This is a genomic window from Mycobacterium sp. NGS69 (assembly GCF_059812165.1).
Genome location: NZ_JCALCD010000001.1, coordinates 258,740 through 278,271, shown reverse-complemented (window position 1 = coordinate 278,271; position 19,532 = coordinate 258,740). Strand labels below are relative to the sequence as shown.

Here is a 19,532-nt window from a genome sequence, read left to right as displayed (position 1 = left end):
CCGGGTATCTAGTCACTGTCAAGTTCCGTCGGTATGCTGACCCCGTGACCCGGCCCAACTACCACCACGGCGACCTGCGCGCGGTGATCCTCGCCGAGGCCGCGCGCCTGGTGGCCGAACGCGGCGCCGACGGGATCTCGCTGCGGGAGTTGGCCCGCAGCGCCGGCGTATCGCACGCCGCGCCCGCCCACCACTTCACCGATCGGCGCGGGTTGTTCACCGCGCTGGCCGCCGAGGGCTTCCGCTTGCTGACCCGGGCGCTGACCGAGGCCCGCGGCCGGTTCACCGACGCCGCCGTGGCCTACGTGCGGTTCGCCCTCGAGCATCCCGGCCACTATCAGGTGATGTTCAACAGGTCGCTCCTGGACCCCTCGGACGCCGAACTGGCCGCGGCCGAGGCCGCCGCCGGGGCCGAGCTGTCCCGTGGGGTCGCGACGTTGCGGGATCCCAACGCGCGGGCCGATCCCGCCGCCGCCCAATTGGCGGCCTGGTCACTGGTGCACGGGTTTTCAACGCTGTGGCTCAACGAGACCGTCAACGCTCAGATCAAAAAAGCCGATCCCATGGACACCGTGATGCGGATCGCGACCATGCTGTTCGACGGCTAATCCTCGCCGGCCGTCACGATCGCGGGCTGCTTCGGCAGGAACATCGCCGGGATGACCGTCAGCGTCACCAACACGGCCGCGATCACGAATACCGTTGTGTACGCATGCGAAAGGTCGTGCAGCACGTCGCCGGAGAAGCCGGGCGCAAGCGCTTGGCGGGGTATCGCGGCCGGGTCGACCGGCACCCCGGTGGCCGCCGCCTTCTGCTGCAGGGCCGCGAGTTTGTTGGCCGCGGAGATGTTCTCGCTGCGGTTGGACTGATTGGTGAGGATCATCGACATCAACGCGGTTCCCATGGAACCGCCCACCTGATTGCTGACGCTCATCAGCGTTGTGCCGCGGGCGATCTGGTGCGGGGAGAGCGCCTGCACCGATGCGACGGAGAGCGGCATCATGGTGCAACCCATGCCCAGGCCCATGATCGCCAGGGCAACCAGCAGCGTGGGCAGGTAGCCCGCCTGCCGGGCCACCCCGAACGCGAAGGCGCCCATTCCGACGGTAATAAGCGCGATGCCGATCAGCACGATCTTGCCCGGGCCCTGCCTGTCCACCACCGGGCCGGTCAGCCGCATGGTCAGCATCGCGCCCAGCCCCTGCGGGATCAAGTGCACGCCGGCCTGCATCGGCGTTTGGTGCAGCACCTGCTGGAAGTAGCTCGGCAGCAGCAGGCCCGCACCAAAAAAAGCGGCGGCGAACAGCAGCATCGTCACATTGGCCTGGCTGATCACCTTGTTTTGGAACAGCCGCAGGTCGATCAACGGATGGTCCAGACGGCGCCGCGCATGCACGACGAACGCGGCGATCAACACGAGGCCGACGGTCGCCGGTATCAGGACGCGACGATCGGCCACCGTCCCACACCGCGGGACCGACGACACCGCGAACAGGAACGTCGCCAGCCCGGGTGACAGCAGCAGCGCGCCGACGACGTCGAACGTCTCCGAGCGCGACGGGTGATCCCCGGGGAACACGATCGCCGCCAGAATCAGCGTCAGGAGCCCGATCGGCAGGTTGATCAGGAAGATCCACCTCCAGCTGGAGGTGTCGATGAGCCAGCCGCCCAGGATGGGCCCACCGATCGGCGCGAGCAGCATGGGGATGCTCAGTATCGACATCAGACGGCCGAGGCGCCGAGGACCCGCCTCGCGGGTCATGATCACGAATCCCAGCGGCATCAGCATGCCGCCGCCGATGCCCTGCACCACGCGGAACACGATGAGCTGCACGATCGTTGACGCCACCGCACACAGCAGCGAGCCCAGCGCAAACGCCACCACCGATCCCATGAAAAGCCGTTTGGTGCCGAACCGGTCGGCGGCCCAGCCGGTCAACGGAATCACGGTCGCCAGCGCCAGCGTGTAAGCGGTCATCGTCCAGGCGACGACGGCCTGAGAAGAGCCGAACTGGTCGATGAAGGTGCGTTGCGCAACCGCGACGACGGTGACGTCCAGGATCGCCATCACGGTGGCGAGCAGGCATACCCCGGAGACTCGGAACAGCCTGGCGTCCAGCTTGTCCGGGTAGACATGAGCGCCCGGATGCTGAGGAAGAGCGGTGGGCGGCGAGCTGTCCATGACGTTGCTTAGCATATCGAATCGATCCACGGCGAGGTGCCGGAACGCGTTTGCTGCCGGGGCCCCGGCAGGGCGGCTCGTTCGCGATATTCTCAAGCCCTTGGCCATCCCCGACGGGCTTGGCGGCCTGGGCCGATATACGCCTGCCGTCTGCGTGTCCTTCACCATCCCGACACCTGGAATCGTCAAACTGCGGGTGTGTCTGGAAAATTGATCGTCTCGGTCTCGGGGATCGGTGAACGTACCCTGGGCGACGTCGAGGCGTTCTGCGCGCAAATGGACGCCCGCAAGGTCCCGGTTTCGTTGCTGGTAGCTCCCCGGCTCAAGGGTGACTATCGGCTCGACCGTGACCCCCGCACCGTGGAGTGGCTGACCGCCCGTCGGGCCGGCGGTGACGCCATCGTGCTGCACGGCTATGACGACCCCGCAACCAAGAAGCGTCGCGGCGAATTCGCGGTGCTGCGGGCGCACGAGGCCAACCTCCGACTGACGGGCGCCGACCGGGTGCTCGAGCACCTCGGGCTGCGCACCCGGCTCTTCGCGGCACCGGGCTGGGTGGTCTCCCCCGGTGTGGTCAAGGCGTTGCCGCAGAACGGGTTTCGGCTACTCGCCGATCTGCACGGCATCACCGACCTGGTCCGGCACAGCACCGAACGCACCCGGGTGCTGGGCATCGGCGAGGGCTTCCTGACCGAGCCGTGGTGGTGCCGCATGGTCGTGCTGTCCGCGGAGCGGATCGCACGCCGCGGCGGCATCGTGCGGGTCGCGGTCGCCGCGCACCAGTTGCGCAAGCCCGGCCCGCTGCAGGCCATGCTGGACGCCGTCGACCTGGCGTCGATGCACGGCTGCGCCCCGACGGTTTACCGGTGGCGGTCGGACCGGGCCGTCCTCGACGCGGCCTGACCCGGCGTCCGATCAGCTCTTCGGACGGGCGCATTACCCTGTTCGGACATGAGCGATTCCTCGGCGGGCTTCGCCGCTGACGCGATCATCGTCGGTGCCGGTCTTTCGGGTCTGGTGGCCGCCTGCGAGTTGGTGGAGCGCGGCCTGCGGGTGCTGATCCTCGACCAGGAGAACAGCGCCAATCTGGGTGGGCAGGCGTTCTGGTCGTTCGGAGGGCTGTTCTTTGTCGACAGCCCGGAGCAGCGCCGCCTGGGCATCCGCGACAGCCACGAATTGGCCCTGCAGGATTGGCTCGGCACCGCCGCGTTCGACCGGCCCGAGGACTACTGGCCACGCCAATGGGCGCACGCCTACGTCGATTTCGCCGCGGGGGAGAAACGCAGCTGGCTGCGCGCCCGGGGGCTGAAGATTTTCCCGTTGGTGGGCTGGGCCGAGCGTGGGGGTTACGGGGCGCTGGGGCATGGCAATTCGGTGCCCCGCTTCCATATCACCTGGGGTACCGGGCCGGCCCTGGTCGAGGTCTTCGCGCGCCGGCTGCGGGATCGCTCGTCGGTGCGCTTTGCGCACCGACACCAGGTCGACGAGCTGATTGCCGAGGGTGATGCGGTGACCGGCGTCCGCGGCACCGTGCTGGAGCCCTCGGCCGCGGCGCGCGGCGTGCCTTCGTCGCGAAAAGCGGTGGGGCAATTCGAATTCCGGACGTCCGCGGTGATCGTCACCAGCGGCGGCATTGGCGGAAACCACGAGCTGGTGCGCAAAAACTGGCCGACGCGGATGGGCCGCGTCCCCGAGCAGCTGCTCAGCGGCGTGCCCGCGCACGTCGACGGCAGGATGATCGGCATCTCCCAGCAGGCCGGCGCGCGGGTGATCAACCCCGACCGGATGTGGCATTACACCGAGGGCATCACCAACTACGACCCGATCTGGCCGCTGCACGGCATCCGCATCATCCCCGGCCCCTCGTCGCTATGGCTGGATGCGTCCGGCAAGCGGTTGCCGGTGCCGCTGTATCCCGGCTTCGACACCCTCGGCACGCTCGAGCACATCACCAACTCCGGGCACGACTACACCTGGTTTGTGTTGAACGCCAAGATCATTGAAAAGGAGTTCGCCCTTTCCGGCCAGGAGCAGAACCCCGATCTTACCGGGCAGAGCGTGCGCGACCTGCTGCGCAACCGGGCCAGCTCGGGACCGCCGGCACCGGTGCAGGCCTTCATCGACCGGGGCGTGGACTTCGTCAGCGCGGTCTCGCTGCGCGAGCTGGTGACCGCGATGAACAAGCTGCCCGATGTGGAACCCCTGGACTACGCCACGGTGGAGGCCGAGGTGACCGCCCGGGACCGCGAGGTGGCCAACCGGTTCAGCAAGGACGGCCAGATCACCGCGATCCGCGCCGCGCGCGACTACCTGGGCGACCGGCTGGGCCGGGTGGTGGCGCCGCACCGGCTGACCGATCCGAAGGCCGGGCCGCTGATCGCCGTCAAGCTGCACATCCTGACGCGAAAGACGTTGGGCGGCATCGAGACCGACCTGGCCGGGCGGGTGCTGACGGCCGACGGCACCCCGCTCACCGGGCTGTACGCCGCTGGCGAGGTGGCCGGGTTCGGCGGCGGCGGCGTGCACGGCTACCGGGCGCTGGAGGGCACGTTTCTGGGCGGCTGCATCTTCTCCGGACGCGCCGCGGGCCGCGGCGCCGCCGACGACATTTCGTAATCCGCCAGTGGTGTTCGCCGGGCCCTGCCCGGCCACCAGACGCAGAATCGCACTGATCCGCCTGAAATCGTGCGATTCTGCGTCTTCTCGCGCTAGAAGGTGACCGCGCTTTCTTCGGGCAGCACCTGGAAGTCGGTGGTGGTCATCTCGGTCAGCCGGCCGTAGTAGATGCCCCGCGCGTCGGGGGCGATGATCCCCTGGTGGATGGGCACCGCCCGAGCGGGCGCCACCGCGCGCAGGTAGTCGACGGCCTCGGCGATCTTCATCCATGGAGCCGCCGCCGGCGCGGCCAGCACGTCCACCGGCTCGTCGGGCACGAACAACGCGTCGCCGGGGTGCATCAATCGCGCCGCATGCCCACCGTCGCCGACGAGAAACGAAATATTCTCTATCACAGGGATTTCCGGATGGATCACGGCGTGCCGGCCGCCGACTGCGCGGACGGTCAGCTCCCCGATCTGCAGCTCGTCGCCGACGTGTACCGCCCGGCAGGGCGTGCCCAGCTGCTCGGTGGTTTGCGGATCAGCGTAGAGCGCCGCATCGGGGTTACCCTCGAGCAGCGAGGGCAACCGGCTCACGTCGACGTGGTCGGGGTGCTGGTGGGTGATCAGGATGGCGGAGAGACCGGTGATTCCCTCGAAACCGTGCGCGAAGGTACCCGGATCAAAAAGCACACGCGTGTTGTCGAACTCGGCAAGTAGGCAGGAATGGCCGAAGTGCGTAAGTTGCATATTTACGATTGTGCCCTGACGGGGGTGATGCCGATGCGGGTGATCCTGGCGGCGATGCTGGCTGTGGGCGGCTTCGCGGTGACCCTGATCGTCGCGGTACCCGCCCATGCAGACCCGGAGACTTGCCCGACCACCTGCGACCAGATCCCGAACAGCGCCTGGATCCAGCAGCGCGCGGTGCCGCTGGACTCGGTGTACAACTGGCCGGCGCTGGCCGGCTCGTCGGTTCCGTTGACGGGCACCGGGACGGCGAGGTTTCGGTTCGAGGACCTGTGTGCCGCGCCGGAGGCACCGCAGGACGCCCGCGCTTCGGCGGTCGCGGCGCGCGTGACGATCACCCACCCGGACGGCCAGTGGCAGTTGCAGGCCGAAATCCTGCACTGGCGCGGTGACACGGCCCGCGGCGGGCCGACAGCGGCCTCGGTGTTCAGCAACGCGGTCGCCGCCCTGCGCGGCTGCCAGCAACGGGCCCCGGCGCAATCGCCGTCGATCACCAGCGACGAGCCGAACCGGATGGCCGCGGTCGTCAGCGGCCCGGTCATCATGCACACCTACCTGGTGGCCCACGTGGCGAGCAGCACGGTCAGCGAGCTCACGCTGTGGTCGCAGGGGCCGCCGCAGGTGCCCTGGCCGGCGATGGCCGACGACCCGGTGCTGAATTCCATGATCGCGCCGCTGTGCGACGCCTATATCGCCTCGTGCCCGTGACCGGCCGGTAGAGTTGGGGCCCAGATAAACCCCTGAGGAGGAGCGCCGGTGAGCCGGGTGGTCGTTCATGTGATGCCCAAAGCGGAGATTCTGGACCCGCAGGGTCAGGCGATTGTCGGCGCGCTGGGCCGGCTCGGCCACCCCGGTATCTCGGATGTCAGGCAGGGCAAGAGATTTGAGCTCGAGGTCGATGACACGATCGGCGACGCGGAGCTCGCCGAGATCGCCGAATCGCTGTTGGCCAACACCGTGATCGAGGATTGGACGATCAGCCGGGAGGCGCAGTGACGGCGCGGATCGGCGTGATCACCTTTCCCGGGACGCTTGACGATGTGGACGCCGCCCGCGCGGCGCGGCGCGTCGGCGCCGAGGCGGTCGGTCTGTGGCACGCCGACGCCGACCTGAAGGGGGTCGACGCCGTGGTGGTACCCGGCGGCTTTTCCTACGGCGACTACCTGCGCGCCGGCGCGATCGCCAGGTTCGCCCCGGTGATGGCCGAAGTGGTCGACGCCGCGGGACGCGGCATGCCGGTATTGGGAATCTGCAACGGTTTTCAGGTGATCTGCGAGGCGGGGCTGCTGCCCGGCGCCCTGACGCGCAACGCGGGTTTGCACTTCGTGTGCCGCGACGTGTGGCTGCGGGTGGCCTCGACCTCGACGGCATGGACCTCGCGCTTCGAGCCCGGTGCGGACCTGCTGGTGCCCCTGAAGTCGGGCGAGGGCCGCTACGTCGCCCCCGCCAACGTGCTCGACGAGCTGGAGGGCGAGGGCCGGGTGGTTTTCCGCTACCACGACAACCCCAACGGCTCGCAGCGTGACATCGCCGGGATCAGCTCGGCCAACGGTCGCGTCGTCGGGCTGATGCCGCATCCCGAGCACGCCATCGAGGCGCTGACCGGACCGTCCGACGACGGCCTGGGCCTGTTCTATTCGGCGCTGGACGCCGTGCTCGCCGCATAGCCGAAAACTACTGCCGCACAGCTTACTTCAGCCCAGGATAGGGAGCCGGCGCTGGTCCGCGAGCCGCTGGAGCGCGGCCTCCATCACCGCGCGCACGTGCATGTCGACCTCGTCGACGTCGGGATTCTCGCCGAAGAGGGCGGTGACCTCGATGGGTTCGAGCACCTCGGTGACGATCTTGGCCGGCAGCGGCAGGTTGGGCGGAAAGATCACGCTCAGGCCGAACGGGAGGCCGAAGCTGACCGGCAGGATGTTCATCCGGGCCTTGGTGAGTCGCAACGTGCGCGCCAGCCAGTTGCCGCGGGTCAAAAACAGCTGGGTCTCCTGTGCGCCGATGGACACGGTCGGCACGATCGGCACCCCGGCTTCGATGGCGGTCCGCACGTATCCGGTGCGCCCGTCGAAGTCGACGATGTTCGCGTTGAAGGTGGGCCGGTAGGCGTCGTAGTCCCCGCCCGGGAAAACCAGGACGATCGCGCCTGAGTGCAACGCCGCGGCGGCGTTTTCCCGGCTCGCCTCGATGACGCCGAGGCGGCGCAGCCAACCGTCCAGGGGGCCGATGAACAGGCCGTAATGGGCAAGGGTGTACACGGGGCGGTCGTAGCCGAACTTGTCGTAGAACGCCGGCGAGAAAATGAACACGTCCGGCGTGAACATGCCGCCCGAGTGATTGGACACCACCAGCGCCCCGCCGGTCGACGGGACGTTCTCGAGATTTCGCACCTCGGCGCGGTACCACCGCTTGACGAGGGGACCCAGGGCTTCGGCGACCCTTCGGGTGAAGTCCGGGTCCCATTTGGCGGTTTCGCGATTCTGGACCGCCCGCCGTTGCGCACCTGCCATTCGCTACGGATTGCCGATGTGACAGGGGCCCTAAACCTAGGCGCCGAACGTAACGCCACCGCGAAATACCGCCCACAATTTCGCCATGACGCTACGCTCGGCGCCGCCTCTCAGCCGGCGTCACACACCAACGCGGAGGTCGGCTGAAACTCGACGACGGGGGCCAACTGACCGAAGAGGTCGATCGCGTCCGCGATGGCGGCGTCGACGAATGCGGCAAACTCCTCGAAGGAGGCGCCCTTGCGGATCCATTGCGACCTGCGCGCCACCACGCCGATGCGGTCCGGGTCGGACGAGCCGTGGACGACGGCGGTGACCTCACGGTCCTGCGCGTTCCAGGTGTCGGCGAAGTGCATCAGCCAGGGACGGTCGGCGGCGGGGAAGAAGCACGCGGGCGTCAGGCGAATGATCAGCACGTCGCCCTGCGTCGGGCAGACCTCGAGGTGGACATGCAGCCGCCGCGGACGAGTGTTGGCGACGTAGAAAAACTCGCCGTCGTGCCGGCCCCGGAAATACCGGCTGCCGCGCGTGCACAGATAGCGTTCGACCAGGTTCGCGCAGACCGGTTCGGTAGTCATGAGATCGATGGTGAGGCCATTGGCTTTGCGGATCCTTTGAGCCGAGCTAGCCGGGACCGAAGAATATGTTGAGAATTGGCTGAGCGAGGGGATTCCGAGGAGGGTCGATGGTGGGTTTCGCGGTGGAACGTATCGACCATATCGTGTTGAACTGCAACGATGTTGAGGCTACCGCTTCGTGGTACGAGCGGGTACTGGGCATGAGGCGGGAGACGTTCGGACCGTCGCAACGAATCGCCGTGTCGTTCGGGGACCAGAAGCTCAATCTGCGACCGGTCGGGGCGCTGGCCGACGATCCGGACTGGGTGACCGGATCCGTCGAAGCCGCCGGCTCCGCGGACCTGTGCTTCGTCACGCGGGCGACGCCGGACGACGTTCGTGCCCACCTCGCCGCGTGCGGGGTCGACATCGTCTCGGGGCCGGTAACCAAGGTCGGGGCGCTGGGGCCGATGACCTCGCACTACTGCCGTGACGTCGACGGAAACCTCATCGAAATCGCCGTCTACTGAGCGTCTTTCAGCGGATACAGCTCGGGCAGGTTGATGACGATGGCCTCTTGGCTGCTGCGCGCGATCACGACTTCCGCGGGGGAGTTCGGATCGGGATTCTCTTCCCGGTGCGGCAGATACGGCGGGATGAAGATGTAGTCGCCGGGCGCGGTCGCGATGCGCACCTCTTGGACGCCGTCGTGGAAGACGAACTCCGGGTTGCCGCGTCGGACGTAGATCGCGGTCTCCGATTCGCCGTGATGGTGGTTGTCCGAAGCGGAACTCGGTGCGGCGTGTGTCTCACCCATCCACAGCTTCTCCGCACCGACCGACTTGCCGGACAGGGCGGCGAAGCGGCGCAGTCCTTCCGATTGAGCGGTGTCGGAACTGAGGTCCGCCGCCTTGATGTGGTGCACGCGGTGGCGCGTCACCTCGGTGGTCGCGTCGTCGAAGTCGGGGTGAAATCCGTCTGCGGTCGCCATGGGTCAATTATCGTCCGTCGAGTCCCGATATGCCTCGAGCAGTCTCAGCCACACTTCGCTGATCGTCGGGAAGCACGGCACGGCATGCCACAGCCGGTCGACGGGCACCTGGCCCGCGACGGCGATGGTCGCCGAATGCAGCATTTCGGTGACCCCGGGTCCGACCATCGTGACGCCGAGCAGGTGGCCCCGATCCGCATTGACCACCATCCGCGCCCGACCGGTGTAGCCGTCGGCGTAGAGCTTGGCCCCCATCACCACGTCGCCGATTTCCACGTCGACGATACGGACGCGGTGTCCGGCTTCCTGGGCCTCCCGCGCGGTCAGGCCGACCGCGGCGGCTTCCGGGTCGGTGAAGAAGGCCTGCGGGACGGCGTGATGGTCGGCGGTAGTCGCGTGCATGCCCCACGGCGCGGTGTCCAGCGGCTTTCCCGACGCGCGGGCCCCGATGGCCGCACCGGCGATGCGTCCTTGGTATTTGCCCTGATGGGTCAGCAGGGCCCGGTGATTGACGTCGCCCGCCGCATACAGCCAGCCGTCCTCGACGGCCCGCACGCGGCAGGTGTCGTCGACGTCGAGCCAACCGCCCGGCGTCAGCCCCACTGTGTCGAGACCGATGTCGTCGGTGAGCGGCGCCCGGCCCGTGGCGAAAAGCACCTCGTCGACTTCCAATTCGGATCCATCGCCCAATTCGAGGACCACTCGGGCGCCATCGGGCCGGCGCAGCGCCCGGACCGATGTTCCTACGCGGACGTCCACGCCCGCCCCGACGAGCCCGCGGGCGATGAGTTCGCCCACGAATGGCTCCATGCGGGGCAACAGGCCAGAGCCCCGGGCGAGGAGGGTAACCTTCGAGCCCAATCCTTGCCAGGCCGTGGCCATTTCGACGCCCACGCCGCCGGCACCGACGACGGCGAGCCGCATCGGGACGTGGCTGCTGTCGGTGGCCTGACGGTTGGTCCACGGTCTGGCCTCGGCCATGCCGGGCAATTCGGGCAGCGCGGGCCGGCTCCCGGTGCAGACCACGACCGCGTGCCGCGCGCCCAGCTCCGTCCGCTCGCCGTCTTGGGCGGTGACAGTGACTCGTCGCGGACCGTCCAGCCGCCCATGCCCGCGGATCAGCGTCGCGCCGATTCCGCCCACCCAATCCGCCTGGCCGGTGTCGTCCCAATCGGTGACATAGCGGTTGCGGCGGCCGAAGACGCCCGCGCTGCTGATGGAACCGCCGACCGCCTCGCGCGCGCCGTCGACCCGTCGGGCGTCCGCAACGGCAATCACCGGGCGCAGCAACGCTTTACTGGGCACGCACGCCCAATACGAACATTCGCCGCCGACGAGCTCGCGCTCGACCACCGCGACACTGAGACCCGCCGCACGCGCACGCTCCGCGGCATTCTGACCGATCGGCCCGGCGCCGAGCACGACCACGTCGTAGTCCTGTTCGATGACCGCTGCCATATGTCAGCGCCTCCTCTCGATCAGTCGCTCGGCCAGCTCGCGGATGTCGCTCACCACGAGGTCCGGTTGTGGCAGCCCGTCAACCGGCAGCGGCGGGTTGCCGGGCCGGGTGATGAGAGCGGAGCTGAAGCCGACGTGTTGCGCGCCGAGGGTGTCCCACACGTGGGCGGCCACCATCATGCATTCGGCGGGCGCCACCCCGAGTGTGTCGCACACGTGCCGGTACACCGCCGGAGCGGGCTTGAATGCGTGGCAGGCGTCGACGCTCAACTGGTGTTCGAAAAAGCTGGCCAGGCCCGAATTCTGCAGCACCGTGGGCCCGTTCGGGTTGGGCGGCGAGTTGGTCAGGGTGACCAAACGGAATCCGTTGTCGCGCAGGGCGGCGAGTCCGTCCGCCGCGTCCGGATGCGCCGGCATCGTTAGCAAGCCGGTCCTGAGGCGGCGCAGGTCGTCATCGGTGACATTCACGTGATAGACGTCGCCGAGCATGCGCAGCACGCCCTGGGCCAGCGTGGAAAAGTCCACGTAATTGCCCGCCAGGGTGATCGTCATCGAGTACATGACGAGTTGCGCGAACCATTCGCGCAGCACTCGCTCGTCACCGAACGTATCGCCGAAAATCGGTGTCAACGACTCGATATCAACGAGCGTCTCATTGACGTCGAAGACGAGAACGGACGGCCGATTCTCCGGGTTCATGTCGGTTGGCGGCTTTGCGCTCTCCCGGTGGGCGTCTTGCGAAGCACCTCATCGGGGTCCAGTCCCCGGTCGACGCCGTGGGGGAGAACGGTTTGGCCGGGTTCGAGCTGTAGCTGTTTGCCGTCGAGATACACGTCGATCTTGTCGGGTTCGAAGGACACCAGATTCGTCACCCGGCCTACCTCGGGCCAGGCGTTGACGTAGGACCACCCGGCGCGCTGGCGGCCGCCGATGTCGTAGTAGGAGCATATCCCCTTATAGGGGCAAAACGTTTGTAGATCAACCAGTTTGAGTGCTGCTTCGTTGATGTCTTCGCGCGCGACGTACCAGCGGGGCGCAAAGCCGGATTCGTACAGCGCCAACGGATGCTTGGTGTCGGCGATCACCTGCTCGCCGTCCCGGACGACCAGATGCCGCGACGCGGATCGGATGTCGATGCGGTGATAGGCATCGGCGGCATGTCCCACTATGTGCTCGTCTTCTTCGTAGAAGGCGTCCATCGCGCGCCAGGCGAATGCCAGCCGGCCGTCCAGAACCGCCGCGTGAGGGGGCGGTGCGGTGTGTCGCCACGAGCCGCGATGGGCCTCGCGGTCCGCAGCTTTGACGGTGAACCACGCTGTTTCGCCGAGGTCTTGGTGCGAGGTGACCCGGTCCTCGGCGACCAATATTCCCGCTTCGATGTCACCGAGGGGAAAGTAGGCAACCGGGTAGCGGCCCGGTTCGTGTAACAGGACGACGTCCTCGCTGTCGGCGATCCATCGGTCCGCGAAGCGCACCCGCATGCGCCGGCGCAGCGGCTCGGCGAACAGCAGCCGCGGTGGCAGCGGCCGCTCGGTGAGGAAATGCCCGACCGACCCGGACGCTAACGGTCCTTGTTGCCATGCCAAACCCATCCTGGTATCCCGTCGTTGGCGAAAGTGATTCTCAGAGAAAACATTTACGCAGCCGTCAGCCTATGACGACGACAACTTTGCCGCCAGCATCCCCGGACTCTGCCACACGGTGGGCCTCGTGAATCTGGTCGAACGAAAAAACGCGTGCCGGCGTTGCGTCGAGTTTGCCCTCCGCCACCTGCCGTGCGATGTCACTCAGCGGCACGTCCGACACCGGGAACCCGGGATTGCCGAAGACAGGGCTGGCGAAGAAGGTGAAGTTCACGCCGCTGGCCATCCGCGCGAGCGGGTTGAAATCGCCGATTGGTGCAAGTCCGCCGAGCCACCCGGCCAGACAGGCGGAACCACCGCGGCGCAGCATGTCGAGTGAATCGAGGATGGTGCTGTTACCGACGAAATCGAGGACTGCATCGATTCGCTTCGCCTCGGCGATGTGGGCGGCAAGGTCGCGGCGCTCGAGCTCGACACGGACGGCCCCCAACTTCTCGAGCATGGGAAAACGCTCGCGGCTGCGTGCGGTGGCGATGACGTTCGCTCCGGTGGCCACGGCCATTTTCAGCGCCGCCTGGCCTAACGCCGACGTCGCGCCGCGGATCACCAGCGTCTGTCGTGGCGTCAAATCAAGGTTACGGAACAAGCACGTCCAAGCGGTCGCGTAGGTCTCCGGCAGCGCAGCGAGCTGCGACCACGGCAGGTCCGAATCGATCAGGGTGACGTTTGCCGCGCGCACGCGGGTGTACTCGGCATAGCTGCCGTTGATCGTTCGGCCCAACCCGCCCATCAGGGCCGCCACCTTGGCGCCGACCGGGAATTCGCCTCCGGGGCACGCATCGACGATGCCGACGCATTCGATGCCGCTGACTTCTGCGGCTTCCGCCCATTCCCCCCGGCGCATGTGGATCTCGGCGTGGTTGATGCCGAATCCCTTGACCTCGATTACCACTTCGCCGTCTCGGGGCAATGGCTTGGGGATGTCGGTGTAGACGAGCCTGTCGAGGCCGCCGAATCCCGTCAGGATGATCGCCCGCATGGTGGCGCCCCCGGGCTGTTCTCGAACCACGGCGGGCGCGATGGGCAGCTGGGGTGAGGAGATGACTGACATGGCGGCCTCTTCCTAGATCTTCTGGCGCCCTTTGGATATGGCTATGCGGCGCCGAACCGAAGCGATCATCCCCGCCCGCGACCACGTTGAATGGGCTATCTAGCCCAATATTATGGGTTACTAGACCCAATCTGTCCAGAGGGGTTTGCGTTTATCCGGTCAGGATTTGGCTTTGCGGCGTGTCTTGCGGGGCGGCGGCGCAAAGGAACGCACATAGTCGACGGCGGCGATGACGGCGGCCCGCATCGGCTCCGGATCACCGGTGGCATAGGTCACCGTCGCGCCGCCCTGGTGTGCGAGAACCAGCGACGCGGCGAGATGCCGCGGGTCGGCGTCGGGGCGCAGGTCGCCGCGGCGCTGCATTGCCGTAAGCCCGGCCTGAAACAGCCCGATCCACTGGTCGTAGCCGGCGGAGAGATCGTCGTGCACCTCGTCGTCGGCGTCGATCAACTCGCCCGCCAGTGAGCCGTAGACACAGCCGCCGACGCGGTAGACGGTCTCGATGTCGGCGGCGACGGCGTCGGCCCACGATTGCAGGGCTGCGAGGCTGTCGAGTGCGCCCAATGCCGGTCGGGTGTGAAATTTTCGTACGTCGTCGCGCCGCGCGGCGATGACGCGTCGGGTCAGATCGCGTTTGTCGGTGAAGTAGTGCGAGATCTGCGAGCCGCCAACGCCGGCGCTTCGACGCACCTGTTCGATGCTGGTGTTGGCGACGCCGCGCTCGAACATCAGCCGCGCGGCGACCTCGACGATCCGCTCCCGGGTCGCCAGCCCCTTGCGGGTGAACGGTGATGCGTTGTTGTCGTTGGCTTTTCGTTCTACATCGCGACCGCGCGCGCGGCGAGCGGGCCGCGGAACCCGTTCGGCGGCATTGGTGGCGAACGTGCGTAGGTAGTTGACCGCGAAACGAACGGCGTCGGCGTGCGGCCATTCCGCTCGATAGGTGAAGGCCAGGGTGCCGCCGCCCTGGTGAGCGCTGACGATGACCAGCGCTATGCGTCGCGGGTCGGCATCCGCGACCAGAACACCGCCTTCCTTCATGGGTCGGATGGACTCCTCGAGGAGGTCGACCCACTGCCAATATCCGGCCCCAAGCGTTTCGCGCGTCGCTTCGTCGGACTTCGCCAACTGCGCGGCCAGGGCGTGGTAGGTGGGAGTGCCGAAGTATCCGATGCGTCTGAGGTAGCGCATGTTGAGGTCGATCCACCGCTCGTAGTCGTCGAACGACTGCAGGCCGTGGAGCCGCGGCTGGCGGTGAAAGTCCAGAACCACGCCGATCTGACGTTTTATGACCGCGCGGATCAGCGCGCTCTTGTCCGCGAAATAATGCGCGAGCTGAGAGCCGCTGACCGATGCGGCCCTGCGCACGTTCTCCATGTTCGCCGCGGCCAGGCCCTCGGTGACGATCAGCTGGGCGGCCGCCTCCACGATTCGGTCGCGGGTGGCGCGCCCCTTGGCGGTCAACCGTTGTTCCTCTTGAACATCGGCCATCGCGTCAGGCTAGCCCGCGAGCGGCGCGAACTATGGGATATTCATCCCATTGATGGGCCGTGCCGACCGCGGACCGGTCAGGCGGCCACGGGGACCTTGGCGAGGAAGTCGCGGATCAGCTCAGCGACCTCGTCGAGCGCGGACTCGAGCAGGAAGTGTCCGCCATCGAGCAGGTGGATCTCGGCATCGGGCAAGTCGTCGGCGAATGCTTGCGCGCCGGCCGGGCCGAAGATTTCGTCGCCCCGCCCCCACACCGCCAGCAAGGGCACCTGTGAAGTTCGGAGGTACTCGTGCAGGCGCGGATACAGCGGTGCGTTGGTGGCGTAGTCGCGCAGCAGCTTCAGCTGCACTTCGTCGTTGCCCGGACGAGATATCAGCGCGTAGTCGTGGTGCCAGGATTCCGGGTCGACCAGGCTCTCGTCGGGGACGCCGGTGACGTACTGCCACCGGGTGGCGTCCAGCGTGAGGAACTGACGCACAGCGGCCTCGGTGTCGGCCGTCGGCTCATTTTGATAGGCCCACAACACTTTCCAGAAGCTCTCGACGAATCCTGCGTCGTAGCCGTTGCCGTTCTGGGTGATGATCGCAGTGATGGCGGAAGGATCGCGGAGCGCCAGGCGCCAGCCTATCGGCGCCCCATAGTCCTGTACGTACATGGCGTATCGGTCGATGCCGAGCGTGCGCAGCAGGCCGGCTGTCAACTCGGTGAGCGCGTCGAAGGTGTAGTCGAACTCGTCCACGGACGGCGCGTCCGAGAGGCCGAAGCCCAGGTGGTCGGGCGCGATCACGTGGTACCGGTCGGCCAACGCCGGGATCAGGTTGCGGAACATGTAGGAGCTGGTGGGAAAGCCGTGCAACAGCACCAGCGGCGGCGCTGCCGGATCGCCGGCCTCGCGGAAGAACAGCCGATGACCGTCGACGGTGGCATAGCGATGATGAACAGCCGGCATGATTTCCTCCCGTTTTTTGGGTTATACGACCCAGTATGCACCGAAATCGGCGCCGCGCAACGGCCTCGGGGCGACCGGACAGGTTGTCATCGGCGCCTGTGCTCGGATATTCTGGGTTGTTCATCCCATTTGTATCGGAGGAGCGGGCGTACGGTGGGTAACGCGTTGCGGGAGCAAACGGTCCTGGTTGTCGGACGCGGCAGCGGGATCGCGCGCGCCGTCACCCTGCTCGCGCAGGCGGAGGGCGCACGGGTCATCGCGGCCGGGCGAGACCACGCCAAACTTGCCAGCGCCTACCGCGACGGCGGCGTTGCCGCCGAGGTCGTCGACGTCACCGACGATGTGTCGATCGCCGCCCTCGCCGACCGGGTGGGCGGCGTCGACCACGTAGTGTCGACCGCGTCGGCGCGCGCCCGGGGAAAGCTGGGCGACCTGGACCGTGAGAGCCTGCAGCTGTCGTTCGACACCAAGGTCATCGGGCCCGTGATGCTGGCCAAATACTTTGCACCCCAGGTTAAACCGGGCGGATCATTCGTGCTGTTCTCGGGTGTGCACGCGTTCAAGCACAACGTCGGCTATCTCGGGGTCGGCGTCACCAACGGCGCCGTCGATTTCCTCGCCCGCTGGCTGGCCGTCGAACTCGCGCCCATCAGGGTCAACGCGATTTCTCCAGGAGTGATCGATACCGGAGCCTGGGACGCGATGGGCAACGACGGCAAGCGGGAGTACTTTCAGCACATCGCCGACGGCAACCCCGTGGGAAGGATAGGCACGCCGGATGACGTCGCCAAGGCCGTGCTGTTTGCGATGACGAACACGTTCATGACTGGCATGACGCTGAAGGTGGACGGCGGCGAGCCGCTGGTCTAGGTCGAGGCAGTTAGAGGTGACGCGGTGGCCAGGCTTGTTTCGGTAAATGTGGGCATGCCCAAGGACGTGCAGTGGCGGGGTAAAACCGTCCACACCGGGATCTGGAAGGCCCCGGTCGACGGGCCGGTCATGGTGCGCCGCCTCAACGTCGACGGTGACGGCCAGGGCGATCTTGGCGGCCACGGCGGTGAGCAACGCGCGGTCATGGTTTATCAGGTTGAGTCGTATGACTTTTGGCGGACCTACCTGGGTCGCGACGACCTGGGACCCGGCCACTTCGGTGAAAACTTCACCATCGACGGTCTCGCCGACGACGAGGTCTGCATCGGGGACCGTTACCGCATCGGCGAAGCTGAATTCGAGGTGACCCAACCGCGCGTCACCTGCTTCCGGATCGGCATGCGGCTCAACGAACCCGAGATGCCCAACCTTCTCGTCTCCCAGCATCGTCCGGGTTTCTATTTCCGGGTGATCAGCGAGGGCACTGTTCGCGCCGGCGACGACATCGTGCGGACCCGACGCGGCCGTCATGAGCTGCGCGTCGCCGACGTCGACGCGCTGTTGTACCTGCCGAACCGCGATACCGAGCTGCTCCGTAAGGTCGTCGACGTTCCGGCGCTCAGCCCGGGCTGGCAGCAATCTTTCCGCGACATGCTGACCGAGCCCGGGAGCGCCGCGCCACCGATCGGTGTCGAACCAGCATGGGACGGATTTCGTCCGTTGCGGGTCAGCCAGATCCGCCGGGAAAGCCCCGAGGTGCTGTCGATTCGCCTCGAGTCCGAAGACCACTCCGCGTTGCCCCCACCGCTTCCCGGCCAATACCTGCCCGTGCGGATCGCCGGGGCCGGCGAGCCGGCGCCCCTGCGCAGCTACTCGCTGTCCGGTGATCCCGCCGCGGGCGTTTATCGAATCAGCGTCAAACGCGAAGAACACGGTCTGGTGAGCGCCTGGCTTCACACCCACATCCAGCCGGGGGCGGTGATAGACGCGGCCGCCCCACGCGGCGACTTCTGCCTCACCGAGGAGGCCATTCCGGTCGTCTTTTTTTCGGCAGGGATCGGCGCGACGCCGGTCCTGGCGATGTTGCACGCCCTCTCGGCCGCCCGCAGTACCCGCGACATCTGGTGGCTGCACACCACCCGCAGTCCCCAAACCCAAGTGTTCGCAGAGGAAGTCGCGGCCCTCATCAGCTCCTTACCCCACGCTCGGCAGCGCGTCTTCTACACCGAATCGCAGGGCCGCCTCAACCAACAGTCGATCGCCGCCCTGGGCCTGCCCACCGATGCCACCGTTTACCTCTGCGGACCAACGCAATTCATGTCCGACATCCGCGACCACCTTACCGCCCTCGGCCTCGACCCGGCACACATCCACAGCGAACTATTCGGCGCACTACAGGCGATCAACCCGGGCGTCGTCAAGACCGGGGAGCGCAGGGCGCCCCACCCGCCGCCCGGAACTTCGGGCAGCGGACCGCCAATCACCTTCGCGCGCAGCGGCCTGACCGTCAACTGGTCGCCGGATTACCCAAGCATCCTCGAGTTCGCCGAAGCTTGTGATGTGCCAACCCGCTTCTCGTGCCGAAGCGGCGTGTGTCACGTCTGTGTGACTGGCGTGGTGGCCGGGACCACAACATACGTGCAAGCACCGTTGGAAGAGCCCGGCGACGGGGAAGTGCTGATCTGCTCGGCCGTGCCGCGCAGCGACCTGGTGCTGGACCTCTGAGGGTTACGGCGCGATCGCGAGTTGTCCGCCCGTCGCGTGCAGGACGGCACCGTTGACGTAGCTCGCCTCCGGAGAGCCGAGAAAGACGACCGCGCTGGCGATCTCGCGAGGATCGGCCGGCCGGCCCAGTGCCGTGGTCGCGCCCAGCCCCTCGACCAAGCCCGGCAGCACGTTGGTACCGGGTGTGTCGGTCGGGCCCGCGGCCACCGCGTTCACCCGCACTCCCGACTTGCCGAACTCGTCGGCCCACACGCGCGTCAGCTGTTCGAGCGCGGCCTTGCTCGCGCCGTAGATGCCGGCGCCGCGCGCCGCCACCGAGGCGGCGAGGGTGCTGACGTTGACCACGGCGCCGCCGCCGCGTCGAGCCATCGCCGGCGCAAGTTGTTGGACCAGGATGAACGGCGCGCGGATGTTGACGTTCACATGCTCGTCGAAGGTCGCGTCGTCGGTGTCGGCGGTTACGCCGAATTTATAGATGCCGCCGTTGTTGACCAGGATGTCCACGTCGCCCGCCTCGGCGGCCAACCGTCGCACGTCGTCGGCGTCACCGAGGTCCGCGGCGATGAAACGGGCCTTGCCGCCGGAACTTTCGATTTCACGCACCACCTCGGCGCCGCGCTCCGCACTGCGCCCGTGTACCAAGACCTCGGCGCCGCGATCCGCGAGTTGCAGGGCAATTGCGCGACCGATACCGGATGTGGCGCCGGTGACCAGGGCGGTCGAGCCGGCCAAAGCTGCACCCATGAAAAACCTGCCT

21 protein-coding genes are annotated in these 19,532 nt (G+C 67.3%); 9 read left to right on the top strand and 12 right to left on the bottom strand.

Annotated features, from left to right (window positions below; all coding sequences use genetic code 11):
• The first annotated feature begins 44 nt into the window (after window positions 1-44).
• The gene (locus AC5Y2S_RS01480; protein WP_499953346.1) at window positions 45-608 is read left to right on the top strand and encodes a TetR/AcrR family transcriptional regulator; all 564 of its coding nucleotides are present in this window, start codon (window positions 45-47) and stop codon (window positions 606-608) included.
• Here AC5Y2S_RS01480 and AC5Y2S_RS01475 read toward each other — a convergent pair.
• Window positions 605-2,197: a DHA2 family efflux MFS transporter permease subunit gene (locus AC5Y2S_RS01475; protein WP_499903695.1), complete on the bottom strand. Its 1,593-nt coding sequence runs from the start codon at window positions 2,195-2,197 to the stop codon at window positions 605-607. The genes AC5Y2S_RS01480 and AC5Y2S_RS01475 overlap by 4 nt on opposite strands.
• A gap of 183 nt (window positions 2,198-2,380) precedes the next feature.
• Here AC5Y2S_RS01475 and AC5Y2S_RS01470 point away from each other — a divergent pair, with 183 nt between their 5' ends.
• Together AC5Y2S_RS01470 and AC5Y2S_RS01465 are read left to right on the top strand one after the other, a co-directional pair.
• Window positions 2,381-3,085, top strand: coding sequence for a DUF2334 domain-containing protein (locus AC5Y2S_RS01470; RefSeq protein WP_499953345.1), 705 nt, complete (start codon window positions 2,381-2,383; stop codon window positions 3,083-3,085).
• Window positions 3,086-3,133: 48 nt separating this feature from the next.
• Window positions 3,134-4,798, top strand: coding sequence for an FAD-binding dehydrogenase (locus AC5Y2S_RS01465; protein WP_499953343.1), 1,665 nt, complete (start codon window positions 3,134-3,136; stop codon window positions 4,796-4,798).
• 92 nt (window positions 4,799-4,890) lie between these two features.
• Here the strand turns inward: AC5Y2S_RS01465 and AC5Y2S_RS01460 are convergent, their stop codons facing one another.
• Window positions 4,891-5,529 (bottom strand): MBL fold metallo-hydrolase, encoded by a 639-nt coding sequence (locus AC5Y2S_RS01460; protein WP_499953341.1) that lies wholly within the window; start codon window positions 5,527-5,529, stop codon window positions 4,891-4,893.
• Between AC5Y2S_RS01460 and AC5Y2S_RS01455 the strand changes: the two genes are divergently transcribed.
• From AC5Y2S_RS01455 to purQ, 3 genes are read left to right on the top strand one after another with little or no spacing between them, the layout of a single operon-like run.
• Entirely contained in the window at window positions 5,506-6,237 is a 732-nt protein-coding gene (locus AC5Y2S_RS01455) for an ATPase (protein WP_499953340.1), read from the top strand. The two genes, AC5Y2S_RS01460 and AC5Y2S_RS01455, sit on opposite strands and share 24 nt — an antisense overlap.
• Window positions 6,238-6,285: 48 nt before the next feature.
• Entirely contained in the window at window positions 6,286-6,525 is a 240-nt protein-coding gene (gene purS, locus AC5Y2S_RS01450) for a phosphoribosylformylglycinamidine synthase subunit PurS (protein ID WP_499903690.1), read from the top strand.
• A complete protein-coding gene (gene purQ / locus AC5Y2S_RS01445; protein WP_499903689.1) occupies window positions 6,522-7,196 on the top strand; it encodes a phosphoribosylformylglycinamidine synthase subunit PurQ in 675 nt (224 codons plus the stop codon). Before purS ends, purQ begins: the two co-directional genes overlap by 4 nt.
• A 27-nt stretch (window positions 7,197-7,223) precedes the next feature.
• Here the strand turns inward: purQ and AC5Y2S_RS01440 are convergent, their stop codons facing one another.
• Both AC5Y2S_RS01440 and AC5Y2S_RS01435 read right to left on the bottom strand, forming a co-directional pair.
• Window positions 7,224-8,039 carry a lysophospholipid acyltransferase family protein gene (locus AC5Y2S_RS01440; RefSeq protein WP_499953338.1) on the bottom strand — a complete coding sequence of 272 codons (816 nt, stop codon included), beginning with the start codon at window positions 8,037-8,039 and terminating at the stop codon, window positions 7,224-7,226.
• A gap of 110 nt (window positions 8,040-8,149) precedes the next feature.
• Entirely contained in the window at window positions 8,150-8,617 is a 468-nt protein-coding gene (locus AC5Y2S_RS01435) for a YbjN domain-containing protein (RefSeq protein ID WP_499953337.1), read from the bottom strand.
• A 107-nt stretch (window positions 8,618-8,724) separates the two neighbouring features.
• On the opposite strand from AC5Y2S_RS01435, the gene AC5Y2S_RS01430 reads away from it, so the two are divergent.
• The gene (locus AC5Y2S_RS01430) at window positions 8,725-9,126 is read left to right on the top strand and encodes a VOC family protein (RefSeq protein ID WP_499953336.1); all 402 of its coding nucleotides are present in this window, start codon (window positions 8,725-8,727) and stop codon (window positions 9,124-9,126) included.
• On the opposite strand, the gene AC5Y2S_RS01425 is transcribed toward AC5Y2S_RS01430, so the two are convergent.
• The 7 genes from AC5Y2S_RS01425 to AC5Y2S_RS01395 all read right to left on the bottom strand — a co-directional run bounded on the left by AC5Y2S_RS01425 (window position 9,120) and on the right by AC5Y2S_RS01395 (window position 16,180).
• Window positions 9,120-9,587, bottom strand: coding sequence for a cupin domain-containing protein (locus AC5Y2S_RS01425; protein ID WP_499953334.1), 468 nt, complete (start codon window positions 9,585-9,587; stop codon window positions 9,120-9,122). The two genes, AC5Y2S_RS01430 and AC5Y2S_RS01425, sit on opposite strands and share 7 nt — an antisense overlap.
• A gap of 3 nt (window positions 9,588-9,590) precedes the next feature.
• Window positions 9,591-11,045 carry a dihydrolipoyl dehydrogenase family protein gene (locus tag AC5Y2S_RS01420; RefSeq protein WP_499953332.1) on the bottom strand — a complete coding sequence of 485 codons (1,455 nt, stop codon included), beginning with the start codon at window positions 11,043-11,045 and terminating at the stop codon, window positions 9,591-9,593.
• Between the two features lie 3 nt (window positions 11,046-11,048).
• Complete coding sequence (locus AC5Y2S_RS01415; RefSeq protein ID WP_499953331.1) at window positions 11,049-11,744, bottom strand: haloacid dehalogenase type II; 696 nt, start codon at window positions 11,742-11,744, stop codon at window positions 11,049-11,051.
• Window positions 11,741-12,637: a DUF427 domain-containing protein gene (locus tag AC5Y2S_RS01410; protein ID WP_499953330.1), complete on the bottom strand. Its 897-nt coding sequence runs from the start codon at window positions 12,635-12,637 to the stop codon at window positions 11,741-11,743. Before AC5Y2S_RS01410 ends, AC5Y2S_RS01415 begins: the two co-directional genes overlap by 4 nt.
• Before the next feature lie 55 nt (window positions 12,638-12,692).
• Window positions 12,693-13,739 (bottom strand): zinc-binding dehydrogenase, encoded by a 1,047-nt coding sequence (locus AC5Y2S_RS01405; protein WP_499953328.1) that lies wholly within the window; start codon window positions 13,737-13,739, stop codon window positions 12,693-12,695.
• 159 nt (window positions 13,740-13,898) lie between these two features.
• Entirely contained in the window at window positions 13,899-15,230 is a 1,332-nt protein-coding gene (locus tag AC5Y2S_RS01400) for a TetR/AcrR family transcriptional regulator (protein WP_499953327.1), read from the bottom strand.
• A 77-nt stretch (window positions 15,231-15,307) separates the two neighbouring features.
• Entirely contained in the window at window positions 15,308-16,180 is an 873-nt protein-coding gene (locus AC5Y2S_RS01395) for an alpha/beta fold hydrolase (protein ID WP_499953326.1), read from the bottom strand.
• Between the two features lie 153 nt (window positions 16,181-16,333).
• Here AC5Y2S_RS01395 and AC5Y2S_RS01390 point away from each other — a divergent pair, with 153 nt between their 5' ends.
• Together AC5Y2S_RS01390 and AC5Y2S_RS01385 are read left to right on the top strand one after the other, a co-directional pair.
• Window positions 16,334-17,050: an SDR family oxidoreductase gene (locus AC5Y2S_RS01390; RefSeq protein ID WP_499953324.1), complete on the top strand. Its 717-nt coding sequence runs from the start codon at window positions 16,334-16,336 to the stop codon at window positions 17,048-17,050.
• 24 nt (window positions 17,051-17,074) lie between these two features.
• The gene (locus tag AC5Y2S_RS01385; protein ID WP_499953323.1) at window positions 17,075-18,775 is read left to right on the top strand and encodes an MOSC domain-containing protein; all 1,701 of its coding nucleotides are present in this window, start codon (window positions 17,075-17,077) and stop codon (window positions 18,773-18,775) included.
• A gap of 3 nt (window positions 18,776-18,778) precedes the next feature.
• Here the strand turns inward: AC5Y2S_RS01385 and AC5Y2S_RS01380 are convergent, their stop codons facing one another.
• Complete coding sequence (locus tag AC5Y2S_RS01380) at window positions 18,779-19,519, bottom strand: SDR family NAD(P)-dependent oxidoreductase (protein WP_499953321.1); 741 nt, start codon at window positions 19,517-19,519, stop codon at window positions 18,779-18,781.
• Between the last annotated feature and the right edge of the window lie 13 nt (window positions 19,520-19,532).